This is a genomic window from Pseudonocardia sp. C8 (genome assembly GCF_014267175.1).
Lineage (GTDB): Bacteria > Actinomycetota > Actinomycetes > Mycobacteriales > Pseudonocardiaceae > Pseudonocardia.
The window spans coordinates 76,754-92,017 of sequence record NZ_JACMTR010000002.1 but is presented as its reverse complement, the minus strand read 5'-3'; the positions used below and the strand labels follow the sequence as shown (position 1 = coordinate 92,017).

The following is a 15,264-nucleotide window of genomic DNA, read 5'->3' as shown; positions in this document are numbered from 1 at the left end:
CCAGCCTTCGTGGTCGGATGGCCCGCGACAACTCGCATACGCGCCATCGACACGGAGGCCGCAGCGTGCGCAGAACCCCACGTCAGGCCCGGTCCCGCGAGACCGTGGAGATCATCCTGACGGCGGCTGCTCAGGTTTTCGAGCGGGCCGGCCTCGGCGCGACGACCAACCGGGTCGCCGAGCGGGCCGGGATCTCGATCGGGTCGCTGTACCAGTACTTCCCGCACAAGCAGGCGCTGCTCGACGCGCTCGTCACCCGGCACGTCGCCGCGGCACGGTCCACCCTGGACGCCGAGTTCGCCGCGCTGCGCGCCGACCCGCCGGACCCGGCCACGGCGGTGCTGCGGATCGCCGACACCGCCGTCGCGCTGCACGCCGACCACCCCCGGCTGCACGCGTTGTTCGCCGCCTTCGCGACCCGCACCCCCGACGGCGTCGCGGCCGTCGACGCGCTGCGCGAGGACTGCGTCCGGGAGGTCGCGTTCCACCTGTCCCGTCGCCCCGGCGGCGCGGACCCCGCCGAGCTGGCGCGGACGGTCGTACACGCCGTCGACGGGCTGCTGCACCACTCCCCGGCCGCCCCGGCGACCCAGCGCGCCCGGGTACGGGAGCTGGTCCGCCTGATCTAGAGCCCGGGTTGCCGGTGCGCCCAGGGACGCGCCCGCTCCAGCTGCGCGGCCAGCGCCAGCAGCTGCGGCTCCGCCCCGGGCCGCCCGACGAACTGGACGCCGACCGGCAGCCCGTCCGGGGTCCGGTACAGCGGCACCGACGACGCCGGGCGGCCGGTCAGGTTCGCCAGCTGGGTGAACGGGACCGGCGCGAAGTTCGCGTCGACCATGCCCTCGATCAGGTTGAGCCGCCCCAGCAACGCGCCCGCCCGCGCCGACAGCAGGCCCTTCGCGGCCAGCTTCATCGGGCCGGCCAGGTCGAGTTCCCCGATCGGCCACGGCGGCCGGGCCAGGGTCGGGGTGAGCAGCAGGTCGTAACGCTCGTGGAACTCCGCCAGCGCGCGGGTGTGGACCTGCCAGCGGCCCAGCGCACCGAGGTAGGCCGACGCCGGTGTCGCCCGGCCGATCGCGGCCATGACCCGGGTCTCGGTCTCGAACTCCTCCTCACCGCAGCCGGTGAGCGCCATCGCGCCCTCCACCTGGGCGGCGACCATCGCGAACCAGGTGGTGAGGAAGTCGGTGGCGAGCGCGCGACCGTCGACGGCCGGTGCCGACTCCTCCACCACGTGCCCGAGCGAGGTCAGCAGCTCCGCCGCGTCGGTGGCCGCGGCGACGGCCTGCGGGTCGACCGCGCCGCCCAGCGGGGACGCCGCGGTGAGCCCGATCCGCAGCGGTGCCGGGTCGTCGCGCACCGCGTCGGCGTACGGGCGGTCCGGACGCTGGACGTGGTACGGGCTCTCGGGCGCCGGACCGGCCATCACGTCCAGCAGCGCGGCCGAGTCGCGCACCGTCCGGGACAGCACGCCCTGGACGGCGGCGCCGTGGAAACCCTCGGCGACCTCCGGTCCGGACGGGACGACGCCGCGGCCCGGTTTGAGCCCGAACAGGCCGCAGGCGGCGGCCGGGATGCGGATCGACCCGCCGCCGTCGCTCGCGCCGGCCGCCGGGACGACGCCGGCCGCGACCGCCGCGGCCGAGCCACCGGAGCTGCCGCCCGGGGTGCGGGACGGGTCCCACGGGTTGCGGGTCGGGCCGCCGGCGACCGGCTCGGTCACCGCGCGGGCACCGAACTCGGGGGTCGCCGTCCGGCCGAAGACCACCAGCCCGGCGTCCAGCCAGCGGCGGACCACCGTGGACGTCTCCGCGCGCGGGTGCCCGGCCAGCGGCCGCGACCCGCACCCCGTCGGGACCCCGGCAATGTGCTGGGACAGGTCCTTGACCAGGAACGGGACCCCGGCGAACGGCCCGCTGAGCGGGCCGCGGGCCCGGGCACGGGCGAGATCGGTCATCCGGTACCGGATCGCGTTGATCGCCGGCTCGACGGCGTCCGCGCGGGCCATCGCCGCCTCCAGGAGGTCCGCTGCGCTCACCTCACCGGCTGCCACCAGCCCGGCCAGGCCGACGGCGTCGTGCCTGCGGTAGTCCTCCCACCCGATCCCCATGGGGTGATCGAAGCAGACCGGTCAGGGGTTGGACACCGGTGCGGGCGGCGCGGGGGCCGGCACCGGGTCCGGCGCACCGTTCACCCCGGCGACGACGCCGAGGGCGAGGATCAGCGCGGTCGCCGCACCGAGCACGGCCGGCAGCATGGGGCGCACCGTCGGCGGCAGGTCGGGCAGCCGGAACCCGCTGCTGCTCGCCGGGGCCGCGGCCAGGCCGTGCACGGGTGCCGGGCGGAACGGCTCGGGCAGGCGGGCGACCGTGACCGCCGTCGGGTACCCGCGGCCAGCGTCGGCGTCCCGGGGCCGCGGGACGACCGGCAGGGCCTGGGTCGGCGCGTCCCCGGACAGGTCGTCCCCGGCCGGCGCGGGGTGCGGGACGGCCGTCACCGGGGACCCGGCGCCGGGCGAGGTGGTCTGCTGCTCCGGCACGCTCAACCGGCCGGTGCCCTCGTACGACAGCTCGTCCCCTCGCGCGTCGGGGTCCGGCGGCCCGCTCCGGGCGGGCACGGACGGTCCGGTGTCGGACAGCGCGTGTCGCGGCTTGCGACCTGGCGTCTGGCTCATGGGTCCTCTTCCACAGGGGGGAGCTCCGCTACCCCGTAGATCGCGTGCGGGACCCGCGGGCGTTACGAATCCGCGACCTCGCGCGGGCGGCGGTCAGAAGTAGACGGCCAGCGGCCCCCGCGGTCCGTCCACCACCGACACGTCGGTCCGGAAGACCCGGGACAGCACCTCCCCGGTCATGATCTCCGAGGGCCGACCGACGACCGAGATCGTGCCGTCCTCGATCGCGCAGATGGTGTCGGCGTAGTGCCCGGCGAAGTTGATGTCGTGCAGCACGACGACGACGGTGCGCCCCAGCTCGTCCGCAGCCCGGCGCAGCCGGCGCATCATCTGGACCGAGTGCTGCATGTCGAGGTTGTTCAGCGGCTCGTCGAGCAGCAGGTACTCGGTGTCCTGGGCCAGCACCATCGCGACGTAGGCGCGCTGGCGCTGGCCGCCGGAGAGCTGGTCGAGGTAGCGGTCCTGCAGGTCCACCAGGTCGAGGAACTCGATCGCGGCGTCGATGTGCTGCTCGTCGTCCACGGTGAGCCGGCCCTGCGAGTACGGGAACCGGCCGAACCCGACCAGCTGGCGGACGGTGAGCCGGGTGACGAAATGGTTCTCCTGCCGCAGGATCGACAGGATCTGGGCGATCGTGCAGGAGGCGGTCCGCCGCACGTCGTGCCCGCCCACCTCGATGGTGCCGCGGTCCGGCTGCAGCAGCCGGCCGATCATCGTCAGCACGGTCGACTTCCCCGCGCCGTTCGGGCCGACGAGCGCGGTCACCCCACCGGCCGGGATCGTGAGGTCGACCGGCCCGATCGAGACCTCCGTCCCGTAGGTCTTGGTGACGTCGGACAGCGTGATCACAGGCGGCCCTTCCGGAGCAGGAACACGAGGAAGACCGACCCGCCGACCAGCTCGATGATGATCGTCACGGCGCCCTGCGCGGCGAAGACGTGCCGGAGCACGACGTAGGCGCCCGCGAGCACCGTCACCGCGGCGAGGAAGGCCGTCGGGAGCAGCAAACGGTGGTCGTAGGTGTCGGCGAGCTGGTAGGCGAGCGTGGCGACGAGGAAACCGAAGAACGTCATCGGGCCGACCAGCGCGGTCGTCATAGCCATCAGCACGGCGACCAGGAGCAGGATGCGGCGCTGCTCGCGGCGGTGGTCGAGCCCGAGCGCGTGGGCGGTGTCGCCGCCCAGGGCCACGACGTCGAGCCGCTTCGCCCGCCACCACAGCAAGCCGGCGGCGAGCAGCACGATCGGGATCGCGTAGCCCAGGTACTCGGTGTGCGCCTTCGAGACGTTGCCGAACAGGCGTGCGGACAGGACGTCGAACTCGCTCGGCGTGATCAGCCGCTGCAGGAACGCCGACAACGAGCCGAGGCCACCGCCGATGACCACGCCGACGAGCAGCATGACGTGCAGGTTCGCGAACCGGCCCGACAGCAGCCAGCCGTAGAGCAGCATGGCGAACCCGACCATCAGCCCGGCCTGCAGCAGGAACTGGACCGGGCCGGCCAGCAGCGCGAGACCGGCCACACCGAACAGGAAGATCGCCGCGGTCTGCACGGCGACGTACAGCGCCTCGAATCCCATGATCGAGGGGGTGACGATCCGGTTGTTCGTCGCCGTCTGGAAGCAGACGGTGGCGAACGACTGGCACAGCGCGACGACGACGATCACGACGACGTCGCCGGCCCGCATCTCGACGATCCGCCAGAAGCCGGCCGAGCCGACCGGCAACCGGTTGCCGTAGGTCAGCAGGAGGACCAGGAAGGTGACCGACAGGGCGGCGAGGACGGTCGTGATCGTCCAGTAGCGCACGGCGTGCCGCCGGTCGCGCAGCGGCCCGGTCCGCCGGGCGGGAGGCGCGGTCACCGGCTCAGCCACGGCGGCGCTGCCGCAGCAGCAGGAACACGAACACCACGGCCCCGACCAGGCCCAGGACCAGCGACACCGGCACCTCGAACGGCATCACGACCGTGCGCCCGACCAGGTCGCACACCGTCACGACGGCGACGCCGAGCAGGCACACCCACGGCAGGTTGCTGCGCAGGTCGTCACCCCGCCAGAGCGAGACGACGTTGGGGACGACCAGGCCGAGGAACGGCAGCGCGCCGATGACCACCGTCGTCACCCCGGTCACCACGGCGACCATCGCGGTCCCCGTGAGCAGCACGGCCCGATGGTTCACACCCATGTTGGTGGCGATCTCCCTGCCCAGCCCGGCCACGGTCAGCCGGTCGGCGACCAGGAACGCGGCGAGCGTCACCAGCGCGACGATCCACAGGAGCTCGTACTGGCCGCGCAGCACCGAGGTGAAGCTGCCGGCGAACCAGATCCCGAGGTTCTGCAGCATGTCGGTGCTGAGCGCGACGAACGTGGACACCGACCCCACGACGGCGCCCAGCATGATCCCGACGATCGGGACGATCAGCGACGACCGCAGCGACACCCGCTGCAGGACCGCGAAGAACACCAGCGTGCCGGCGAACGCGGCGGCGACGGCCCCGGCCATCCGCGCGGTCACCGGCGCGCCCGGGAAGGCGATCATCGTGGCCAGCAGGCCGAGCCCGGCCCACTCGGTGGTGCCGGTGGTGGTCGGTTCGACGAAGCGGTTCTGCGTCAGGAGCTGCATGACCAGCCCGGACATCGCCATCGCGGCACCGGCGAGCACGAGCGCGACCGTGCGCGGGACGCGGGTGATGCCGAACATGGCGGTGCCGTCGTCACCGCCGAACACGTCGTAGGCACCGACGGTCAGCGACAGCGCCAGCAGCGCGGTGGTTCCGAGGGCCGCGGCCACGAACGGCAGCGTCCGCGGTCGCCGGTGCCGGCGGGCGGCCGGCGGGGAGTCGGTGGTGGGCATGTGCGGCGACCTCCGGCGCGCACGACGGGCTCGCCCGGCCTCCGCGGGCCGGGCGAGCCGGGTGGTGTCAGGACGCCGGTCGGCCGGCCGGCGCCTTCGCGAACGCGTCAGCGGCGGCCTCGAACAGCTCGGTGTAGGCCTGGATGTCCTCGGTGAGGTAGAAGTTCGACGGCAGGTACACGATCTGGCCGTTGCGGACGGCGGGCACGTTCTGCAACGCCGGCGAGTTCTCGATCAGGTCCTTCGCCGGGACGTAGTCGCCGCCCCGGGAGGCCAACGGGGCGTCGCGGTCCATCACGAACAGCCAGTCCGGCTGCGCCGCGGCGATCGCCTCGACGCTGATGTCGTCGCCGTGCGACGCGTCGTCGGCGGGGGCCGCCAACGCCGGGGTGAGGCCCAGGACGTCGAACACCGGACCGATCGACCGGCCGGTGCCCGGTGCGACGTAGGAGATGGTGCGGCCCGAGGTCAGCAGGCCCATGACCGTCTGCGAGGGGTCGTAGGCCTCCCGCGCCCGGGTCACCGAGGCGTGGAGGGTGTCGGCGAGTGCCTGCGCGTCCGCCTCCCGCCCGAACGTCGCGCCCAGCCCGCGGACGTGCCGCACGAGCTCCTCGTCGAGCGGCTTCGCCTCGTCCGGGTCGAACGTGACGACCGCGGCGTCCGGGACGAGCCCGCGGATCTCGGCGGCCTTGTCGGCGAAGCGCTGCCCGTTGACGAGCACGTCCGGGTTGGCCGCCACCAGCGCCTCGAAGTCCGGCTCGCGGTGCGTCCCGAGGTCCGCGACCGCGGGATCGTTGCGGTACCTGCTCTCCTGCGTCAGGAGCGGGACCGGTGCGGCGACCAGCGGTATCCCCCACTGCTCGAGCGTGCGGAACGCCCGGTTGTCGGTCGCGGCGACCCGCTGGGCCGGGGACGGCACCCGCACGGTGCCGGTGTTGTCGGTGACCTCGACGGTCCCGGCCGCGGCCGGGGCGTCGGCTGCCGGGCCTGCTCCACAGGCGGCCAGCGTCACGACGGCGCCGAGTCCCACGACGATCATGCCCACGCGACGGCGGGTACTGCTGCTCACGGATGCTCCTCGCTGACGGGACGCCTACCCGTCGACATTTACTTAGCTAAGCGCATCCTAAGTAAAAGCCAGGCAAAAGCAACCCCCTGGTGCAGGGAGCGCAGGGGTACCCGCCGCGTCAGCGGACCATGGCCTGCAGCCGCGCGATCCGGTCCTCGATCGGCGGGTGGGTGGAGAACCACCGGGCCGCCTTCTCCCCGGGCCGGAACGGGTTGGCGATCATCAGGTGTGACTGCGAGGTGAGCTGCGGGTCCGGCGGGAGCGGCGCCGCCGCCGTGCCGTACTTGAGCTTGTGCAGGGCCGAGGCCAGCGCCAGGGGATCCCCGGTCAGCGCGGCACCGGAGGCGTCTGCCTGGTACTCCCGGGACCGGCTGACCGCCATCTGCACGACACCGGCCGCGACCGGTCCGAGCAGCGCGATCAGGATCATCGCGATCGGGTTGGGGCGGTCCTCGTCGCCGCCGCCGAACATGCCGGCGAACATGGCGAAGTTGGCGATGAAGCTCACCGCGGACGCCATCGCGCCGGCCACCGAGGAGATCAGGATGTCCCGGTTGTGGACGTGGCAGAGCTCGTGCCCGAGCACGGCGCGCAGCTCGCGCTCGTCGAGCAGCTGCAGCAGCCCGGTCGTCACGCACACGGCGGCGTGGCGGGGGTTGCGGCCGGTGGCGAACGCGTTCGGGGCGTCGGTCGGGCTGATGTAGAGCGCCGGCATCGGCTGGCGGGCCCGTTGGCTCAGCTCGCGGACGACCCGGAACAGCTGCGGGTACTCGGCCTCGGTGATCGGCTGGGCATGCATCGAGCGGAGCGCCAGCTTCGCCGAGTTGAAGTAGGCCCAGCCGTTCATCCCGAGCGCGACGACCAGCGCGACGACCAGCCCCGTGCGGCTCCCGATCAGCCCGCCGATCGCGAGGATCAGGGCGCTCATGGCGCCGAGGAGCACGGCCGTCTTCAGGCCGTTCATGTGACTGTGCACGCCGCCCTCACCCTTCCCGTGCGGTCCTGCGGCCGTCCACCTGCTGAACGGGCGACGCGGGCGCGGCGTTCCCACGTGTGACCCGAGCCCCGTGCAGGGAGGCCATCCGGACGTGCATGATCGGAGGTCATGAGCGACATCGAGGTCCGGTCCGAGGTCAACGACGGCGTCGCGGTGCTCACCGTGTCGAACCCGGCGCGGCGCAACGCGCTGAACCTGGAGCTGTCCGGGAAGCTGGTCGACGCCGTCGACGCCGCGAACGCCGACGATCAGGTCGGCGCGATCGTCATCACCGGCGAGCCGCCGGCGTTCTGCGCCGGCGGTGACCTGGCCGAGCTGCAGGGGGCCGACCCCGGCCGGCTCAAGCAGGTGTACTCCGGCTTCCTCGCCGTCGCCTCGTCGCCGCTGCCCACCCTCGCCGCGGTGAACGGCCCCGCGGTCGGCGCCGGCATCAACCTCGCCCTCGCCTGCGACGTGCGCCTGGCCGGCCCGACCGCCCGGTTCGACGTGCGGTTCATGCAGCTCGGACTGCACCCCGGCGGCGGGTTCACATGGATGGCGCAGCGGGTACTCGGGGCCCAGGGCGCCGCGGCGATGACGCTGTTCGGCGACGTCCTCGACGCCCGCGAGGCCGAGCGGGCCGGGCTCGCCTGGCGCGCCTACGACACCGACGAGGACCTGCACGCGGGGGCGATGGAGCTGGCCGGGCGGGCCGCCGCGGCCCCGCGCGACCTCATCACGACGACGAAGGAGACGATGCGGGTGACGTCCAGGCTGGACGCGCACGCCGACGCGACCGAGATCGAGGTCCGCGCCCAGGCCGAGACCGTGCGGACGGCGGCGTTCGCCGAACGGGTCGCCGCCCTCCAGAAGAGGATCAGCAAGAAGTGAGCGGGTTCACTTTTTCGCCCTGCTGTCCTGCTGTGACGTGCGACAGGGCGGCGGGACGCCCGTCCGAACCGCGGGTTAATCTCGTGTGAGCACCCATTTTCGAGGAGATCCGGGGGCCGATCTGCCCATGACCACCAGCGACACCTCCGTCGAGGCGCCCGACTCCGAGGTCGTCCAGCGCGACCGCGTGGTGATCCGGTTCGCGGGTGACTCCGGTGACGGCATGCAGCTGACCGGGGACCGGTTCACCTCGGAGACGGCGAACTTCGGCAACGACCTGTCGACGCTGCCGAACTTCCCGGCCGAGATCCGCGCACCCGCCGGGACGCTGCCCGGCGTGTCCAGCTTCCAGCTGCACTTCGCGAACTACGACATCCTCACCCCGGGTGACCGGCCGGACGTGCTGGTCGCGATGAACCCGGCCGCGCTCAAGGCGAACATCGGCGACCTGCCCCAGGGCGGGGTGCTGATCGTCAACACCGACGAGTTCACCAAGCGGAACCTGACCAAGGTCGGCTACACCGAGAACCCGCTCGAGGACGGCTCGCTGGAGCCCTACGCCGTGCACGGTGTCGCGATGGCGACGCTGACCCGGGGTGCCCTGGAGGAGACGGGGCTGCCGAAGAAGGACGCCGAGCGGGCGAAGAACATGTTCGCCCTCGGCCTGCTGTCGTGGATGTACCACCGGCCCAGCGAGTCGACCGAGCGGTTCCTGCGGGAGAAGTTCTCGAAGCGCCCGGAGCTGGCCGAGGCCAACATCCTGGCCTTCCGCGCCGGCCACGCCTACGGGGAGACGACCGAGTCGTTCGCGGTGACCTACGAGGTCGCCCCCGCGCAGCTGGACCCGGGCACCTACCGGCAGATCACCGGCAACACCGCGCTGGCCTACGGCATCATCGCCGCCGGCCGCACCACCTCGCTGCCGGTGTTCCTCGGGACCTACCCGATCACCCCGGCGTCGGACATCCTGCACGAGCTGTCCAAGCACAAGGCGTTCGGCGTGACCACCTTCCAGGCCGAGGACGAGATCTCCGGCGTGGGTGCCGCGCTGGGCGCGGCGTTCGGCGGCGCCCTGGGCGTGACGACGACGTCCGGGCCGGGTGTGGCGCTGAAGGCCGAGACCGTCGGCCTGGCCGTCGCCCTGGAGCTGCCGCTGCTGGTGATCGACGTCCAGCGCGGCGGGCCGTCGACCGGGCTGCCGACCAAGACCGAGCAGGCCGACCTGCTGCAGGCCCTGCACGGCCGCAACGGCGAGGCCCCGCTGCCGGTGATCGCGCCGGCCACCCCGGGCGACTGCTTCATGGCCGCCGTCGAGGCCGCGGCGATCGCGGTGAAGTACCGGACGCCGGTGATGCTGCTGTCCGACGGTGCGCTGGCCAACGGCTCCGAGCCGTGGAAGATCCCCGACGTCGCCTCGCTGCCGACCGTGGACCCGGACTTCGCCACCGAGCCGAACGCCCCCGACGGCTCCGGCGAGTTCTGGCCCTACCTGCGCGACACCGAGACCCTGGCCCGGCCGTGGGCGGTCCCCGGCACGCCGGGGCTCGAGCACCGGGTCGGCGGGCTGGAGAAGGCCGACGGGCGCGGTTCGATCTCCTACGACCCGGACAACCACGACCGCATGGTCCGGCTGCGCCAGACCAAGATCGAGGGCGTCGAGGTGCCGGACCTCACCGTCGACGACCCCGACGGTGACGCCGACATGCTCGTCATCGGCTGGGGTTCGACGTTCGGCCCGATCAACGCGGCCGCCCGCCGGGTGCGCAAGCTCGGCCACAAGGTGGCCACCACCCACCTGCGGCACCTCAACCCGATGCCCGCCAACCTCGGCGAGATCCTCGGGCGCTACCGCACGGTGCTGTGCCCGGAGATGAACCTCGGGCAGCTGGCGATGCTGCTGCGCGCCGAGCACCTCGTCGACGTGAAGAGCTACACCAAGGTGGCCGGCCTGCCGTTCGGCGCCGAGGAGCTGCAGGACGTGTTCCTCGACTACCTGACCGGCACCCACCCGGAAGCCGCCACCGAGATCACTGGAGCACAGGCATGACCGCCACCGACCTCGGCCTCCCCGGCATCGGCTCGGGGGGCCTGGACGGGGTCCCGACCACCGACGCCAAGCAGACCGCCAAGGAGTACACCTCCGACCAGGAGGTCCGCTGGTGCCCCGGCTGCGGTGACTACGCCGTGCTGGCCGCGGTCCGCCAGTTCCTGCCCACCCTGGGCATCCGCCGCGAGAACACCGTCTTCGTGTCCGGGATCGGCTGCAGCTCGCGGTTCCCGTACTACCTCAACACCTACGGGATGCACTCCATCCACGGGCGCGCCCCGACGATCGCCACCGGGCTGGCCACGACCCGGCCCGACCTGTCGGTCTGGGTCGTCACCGGTGACGGCGACGCCCTGTCGATCGGCGGCAACCACCTGATCCACGCGCTCCGCCGCAACATCAACATCAAGATCCTGCTGTTCAACAACCGGATCTACGGACTGACCAAGGGCCAGTACTCGCCCACCAGCGAGGTCGGCAAGGTCACCAAGTCGACCCCGATGGGCTCGCTGGACCACCCGTTCAACCCGATCTCGCTGGCCCTCGGGGCCGAGGCCACCTTCGTCGGGCGCGCGCTGGACTCCGACCGCAAGAGCCTGCAGGCGGTGCTGCAGGCCGCGGCCGAGCACCGCGGCTCCGCGCTGGTGGAGATCTTCCAGGACTGCCCGATCTTCAACGACGGCAGCTTCGACGTCCTGCGCAAGGGCGACAACGCCACCCGGCTCATCCCCGTCACCCACGGCGAGCCGATCCGGTTCGGGCCCGACGGCTCGCACGCCGTCGTCCGCGACGGGTTCGGGCTGAAGGTCGTCGAGGCCGACACGGTCGACCCGTCCGAGATCGTCGTGCACGACGCGGGTGACCACGAGCTCGCCTTCGCGCTGTCGCGCCTGTCCGACCAGGACCTGACGCACACCGTCACCGGGGTGTTCCGCGACGTCGCCCGCACGACCTACGACGACGCCGCCCGCGCCCAGGTCCGGGAGGCCGTCGAGGCGAAGCCCGGCGCCGACCTGCAGGCGCTCATCAACGGCCGCGACACCTGGACCATCCTCTAAGCCATGATCACTCGTTGTGGAGTGCAGCGCTCGCGTCGCGAACGCTGCACTCCACAACGGTCGATCACCGAGTCGGGCGGGACCGGTCAGCGCGCGCCGGGGCGCTCGTGCCAGGCGATGAACCCGGCGGCCCGGGCCTCGTCCTCGCCCGTGAAGTAGAGATCGGCGCGGGTCCGGACGTAGTACGGCGACTCGGGCGTGTGGAAGCGGCGCGACCCGCTGTGCACCTTGACCCGATGCGTGTCGGGTGGCTCCGACCCGTCGGCCGGGGCCAGCACCGACCCCAGGTAGGGGCCCGGGCGGACGCCCTCCGGCAGCGGTTCGGACGACGCCGTCGGCCCGATCAGGCCCGAGTCCAGCGAGGCGAGCGCCGACCCTCCGGTCGCGGGCCTGCGCTCCCCCGTTCCGGCCGGTGCAGTGCGTGACGGCTCCGACGGCTCGGCCTGGCTCAGCGGCCGGGGCTCGCCGTCCTCGCGGAGCGCGTGACGGCCGGTCGTGACGGGTTCGTCGCCGGTTTCCCGCGCGGGCCCGGTCGTGGCCGTACCGGGTCCGGGGACGTCGGTGGCCGCCCCGTCGTGCCCGCCCTGAGCGGCGTGGTCCGCGCGACCGGTCGCACCGCCGGGTTCCGTACGCGCGGGGTTCCCGGCCGCGTCCGCACTCGCCGGCACCGCGCCCGCGGTACCCGTGGCCGGACCGCGGTCGCCGGGCTCGACGTCCGCGCTTCCCGGACTCGCGCCGGACGGGGCGCCGACCTCGGAGCCCGCGCTTCCCGACCGCACGCCCGGCGGGTCGCCGGCCCCGGAGCCCGCGCTTCCCCGCCTCACGCCCGACTGGTCGACCTCGGAGCCCGCACTCCCCGGACTCGCGCCCGACGAGTCGCCGGTCTCGGTGCCAGCACTCCCCGGCCGCACGCCCGACGGGTCGCCGACGTCGGAGCCCGTGCTCGCCGAGCGCGCGCCCGACGGGGCATCGGCCGAACCGGCCTCCCCGGTCGTCCTGGTGGCGGCGATCGCGCCCGCCGCACCGAGCGCGCCGGCAGCAGCGACACCGGCGCCGGGGGTCGCACCGCCCGCGGCCGAGCGGTTCCCGCCGGACGTGCCACCCGCATCCGGTGCCCCGGCGTCCGGGCCGGCGGTGCTTCCTGCCTCCGTGCCCGCGGGGCCCCCGGCCTCGGCGCCGGCAGCGCTGCCCGCCTCCGGGCCGGCAGCACGTCCCGCCTCCGGGCCGGCAGCGCGTCCCCCGTGCGGGCCGGCGGTGCTGCCCGCCGCCGCGCCGGCAGCGCGTCCGACGTCCGCGCCGGTGGCACTTCCCGCCTCCGTGCCGGCGGTTCCCCCGGCCTCCGTGCCCGCGCGCCCGGCCGTGGGCGTGCTCGTCGGTGCGTGCCCCGCGGCGCCACTCACCGGGCCGCCGCCGTCAGCGGCGGCCGTGCGCGCCCGGCCCGCCGAGCCGGTGCCATCGGACGACGTGTCCTCCGCGGCGGTTCCACGGGCCGCCTCCGCCGCGTCCGCGGTCCCGGTCGGGTCCACCTCACCGGTGGAGCCTGCCCGTCCGGGCCTGCCGCCGGTCGCGCGCTCCGCGTCGGGCGCATCGGCCGGGGTCGCCGCACCGGAGGTCTCCGCCGCACCGGCCCGGCCGGGAGAGCTCGCCCCACCGGACGTGCCGGCTTCACCCGCGGTGCCCGGTGGCCGGGGCTCGCCCCCCGCACCCGGGGCGCCGGCCGCTCCGGAATCGCCGGCCGCGCCTGCTGTCTCGGACGCGCCGACCGCACCCGAGACACGTGCCGATCCGGTGGAGACAGCCGAGACACCGGCCGATCCGGGCCGGTCCGGACGACCGGTCCGCGCGGCGCCGTCCGGACCGTCCGCGGCCACCCCGGACCCCGACGGCCGATCGACCGTGGCAGCACCCCCAGCGTCCGCCTCACCCGCCGCCGAGCCACCCGCCCGGTCCGCCGTCGAGTCCGGGGGCTGGTCGGTTCCGGCGCCACCTGCGGGTACTCCGGCCGGGGTCGCCGCCGACGCCCCGGCCGTCCCGGCGGCGCTGTCCCGCGCACCGGCGGCTCCCGCGGGACGGGTGCGGTCCTGCGGCCCGGCCGCCTCGGAACCTGCGCGGTCGGCCGGCGCCGGCCCGCGCTCGTCGGGACGGGGATCCCGGTGCTCGGCCGGGACGGAGTCCGGGGAAGGGGTGTGCGCCCCGGCGGCCGCGGCGGCCGGGTCGATCGTCCCGGCCGTGTCGAATGCGCCGGCGGCGTGGCCGGGGCCGTCGGGTGCGCCGGTGCCGTCGGCGGCGGGATCGGCCGTCGTGCCCGCACGCCCGGCGTTCCCGCGCGCCCGGGCCACCAGGAGCCCGGCCACCACCAGGACGACCACGATCGCGAGCAGTATCCACATCCAGCCCATGACCGGACCTCCGTCCGCCCGGGACCCTCCCGGGCGCAGTGCTTGATATCACGGATCGGGCACGGGTTCCGGGCGCTCGCGCGCCCGTGTCCGCATCGGATCATGGTGCCGGTTCGGGGGACGCCGACGCGACGGCCGGCGGCCGCCGTGTCGCGCGACGCGCCCGGCCCCGGAGTGCGACGTCCGGCCCCGGGGTGTGGGACGCGAGGGCGGTAGACCCCGGAACAAAGCCCGGCCGGTGGCACCCTCCGGGCGGTGGAGCGCCCGGAGCTGTCAGCCGACCCGCTCGACCGTGTAGTCGGTCAGGGTGCGCAGGGCCTCGATCGCGGGACAGGCCGGCAGGACCGCGAGCTCGGCGCGGGCGCGGTCGGCGTAGCCCGCGACCGTCTCCCGGGCCCTGGCCAGCGCGTCCCCGGAGCGGAGCAGGTCGAGGGCCTCGGCGACCTCGGCGTCGTCGGTGATCGGCGCGGCCAGCAGCTGCCGCAGCCGCCGCGACCCGGGCGAGTCGTCGCCGTCCCGCAGGGCGTAGAGCATCGGCAGCGTGTGCACGCCCTCCCGCAGGTCGGTGCCCGGCGTCTTGCCGGAGTCGCCCGCGGGGCTGGCGATGTCGATGATGTCGTCGGAGATCTGGAAGGCGGTCCCGATGACGTCACCGAAGCGCCGCAGCGCCTCGACGTGCTCGGCGGGCGCGCCGGAGAACATCCCGCCGTACCGGCCGGACGTCGCGATCAGCGATCCGGTCTTCTCGGCGACGACCCGCAGGTAGTGCTCGACCGGGTCGTCGGACGCCCGCGGGCCGCGGGTCTCCCGCATCTGCCCGGTGACGAGCTGGGCGAACGTCTCGGCGATGATCCGGACCGCGTCCGGGCCGAGGTCGGCCACCAGCCGGGACGCGTGCGCGAACAGGAAGTCACCGGTGAGGATCGCGATCGAGTTGTCCCACCGCGAGTTGGCGGACTCGGCGCCGCGCCGCATCGCGGCCTCGTCCATGACGTCGTCGTGGTACAGCGTCGCGAGGTGGATCAGCTCCACCACCGCGGCCGCGGTGATGACGTCGTCCCGCTCGGGATGCGGCCCCACCTGCGCCGCGAGCAGCGTGAACAGCGGCCGGAACCGCTTGCCACCGGCGTCGATGAGGTGCAGCGACGTCTCCGTGACGAACTCGTAGTCGCTGTGCACCTCGCGGTGCAGCAGGTCCTCGACCCGCTTGAGCCCGTCCGCCGTGGCCTCGGCCAGAGCCGGATCGGCCATCCGGACCCCGGCCACGCTCTGTGTCTCCACCCCCACAGCGTACGAA

Annotated in this window: 13 protein-coding genes; 4 read left to right on the top strand and 9 right to left on the bottom strand. The window is 74.1% G+C overall.

Translation table 11 applies throughout. From position 1 onward, the window contains the following. Window positions 1-65 precede the first annotated feature (65 nt). A complete protein-coding gene (locus tag H7X46_RS01000; RefSeq protein ID WP_370588553.1) occupies window positions 66-629 on the top strand; it encodes a TetR/AcrR family transcriptional regulator in 564 nt (187 codons plus the stop codon). On the opposite strand, the gene H7X46_RS00995 is transcribed toward H7X46_RS01000, so the two are convergent. From H7X46_RS00995 to htpX, 7 genes are all read right to left on the bottom strand, one after another. Continuing rightward, window positions 626-2,110, bottom strand: coding sequence for an amidase (locus tag H7X46_RS00995; RefSeq protein ID WP_222131157.1), 1,485 nt, complete (start codon window positions 2,108-2,110; stop codon window positions 626-628). The two genes, H7X46_RS01000 and H7X46_RS00995, sit on opposite strands and share 4 nt — an antisense overlap. Before the next feature lie 21 nt (window positions 2,111-2,131). After that, window positions 2,132-2,674, bottom strand: coding sequence for a hypothetical protein (locus H7X46_RS00990; protein WP_186357605.1), 543 nt, complete (start codon window positions 2,672-2,674; stop codon window positions 2,132-2,134). A 93-nt stretch (window positions 2,675-2,767) separates the two neighbouring features. Then, window positions 2,768-3,523, bottom strand: a complete 756-nt coding sequence (locus tag H7X46_RS00985; protein WP_186357604.1) for an ATP-binding cassette domain-containing protein — start codon at window positions 3,521-3,523, stop codon at window positions 2,768-2,770. Then, entirely contained in the window at window positions 3,520-4,536 is a 1,017-nt protein-coding gene (locus tag H7X46_RS00980) for an iron chelate uptake ABC transporter family permease subunit (protein WP_186357603.1), read from the bottom strand. Before H7X46_RS00980 ends, H7X46_RS00985 begins: the two co-directional genes overlap by 4 nt. 4 nt (window positions 4,537-4,540) lie before the next feature. Beyond that, window positions 4,541-5,527, bottom strand: a complete 987-nt coding sequence (locus H7X46_RS00975) for an ABC transporter permease (protein ID WP_186357602.1) — start codon at window positions 5,525-5,527, stop codon at window positions 4,541-4,543. A 67-nt stretch (window positions 5,528-5,594) separates the two neighbouring features. Further along, a complete protein-coding gene (locus H7X46_RS00970; RefSeq protein WP_222131156.1) occupies window positions 5,595-6,596 on the bottom strand; it encodes an ABC transporter substrate-binding protein in 1,002 nt (333 codons plus the stop codon). A 118-nt stretch (window positions 6,597-6,714) separates the two neighbouring features. Continuing rightward, complete coding sequence (gene htpX / locus H7X46_RS00965; RefSeq protein WP_186357601.1) at window positions 6,715-7,572, bottom strand: zinc metalloprotease HtpX; 858 nt, start codon at window positions 7,570-7,572, stop codon at window positions 6,715-6,717. A gap of 129 nt (window positions 7,573-7,701) precedes the next feature. Here htpX and H7X46_RS00960 point away from each other — a divergent pair, with 129 nt between their 5' ends. The 3 genes from H7X46_RS00960 to H7X46_RS00950 all read left to right on the top strand — a co-directional run bounded on the left by H7X46_RS00960 (window position 7,702) and on the right by H7X46_RS00950 (window position 11,568). Continuing rightward, window positions 7,702-8,463, top strand: a complete 762-nt coding sequence (locus H7X46_RS00960) for an enoyl-CoA hydratase (protein ID WP_186357600.1) — start codon at window positions 7,702-7,704, stop codon at window positions 8,461-8,463. Window positions 8,464-8,590: 127 nt separating this feature from the next. Then, window positions 8,591-10,510, top strand: coding sequence for a 2-oxoacid:acceptor oxidoreductase subunit alpha (locus tag H7X46_RS00955; RefSeq protein ID WP_186357599.1), 1,920 nt, complete (start codon window positions 8,591-8,593; stop codon window positions 10,508-10,510). Beyond that, window positions 10,507-11,568, top strand: a complete 1,062-nt coding sequence (locus tag H7X46_RS00950) for a 2-oxoacid:ferredoxin oxidoreductase subunit beta (RefSeq protein ID WP_186357598.1) — start codon at window positions 10,507-10,509, stop codon at window positions 11,566-11,568. Before H7X46_RS00955 ends, H7X46_RS00950 begins: the two co-directional genes overlap by 4 nt. A gap of 86 nt (window positions 11,569-11,654) precedes the next feature. On the opposite strand, the gene H7X46_RS00945 is transcribed toward H7X46_RS00950, so the two are convergent. Both H7X46_RS00945 and H7X46_RS00940 read right to left on the bottom strand, forming a co-directional pair. Next, on the bottom strand, window positions 11,655-13,967 hold the full coding sequence (locus H7X46_RS00945) for a hypothetical protein (protein WP_186357597.1): 2,313 nt from the start codon (window positions 13,965-13,967) through the stop codon (window positions 11,655-11,657). 273 nt (window positions 13,968-14,240) lie between these two features. Continuing rightward, a complete protein-coding gene (locus H7X46_RS00940) occupies window positions 14,241-15,218 on the bottom strand; it encodes a polyprenyl synthetase family protein (protein WP_186362364.1) in 978 nt (325 codons plus the stop codon). Window positions 15,219-15,264: the final 46 nt, after the last annotated feature.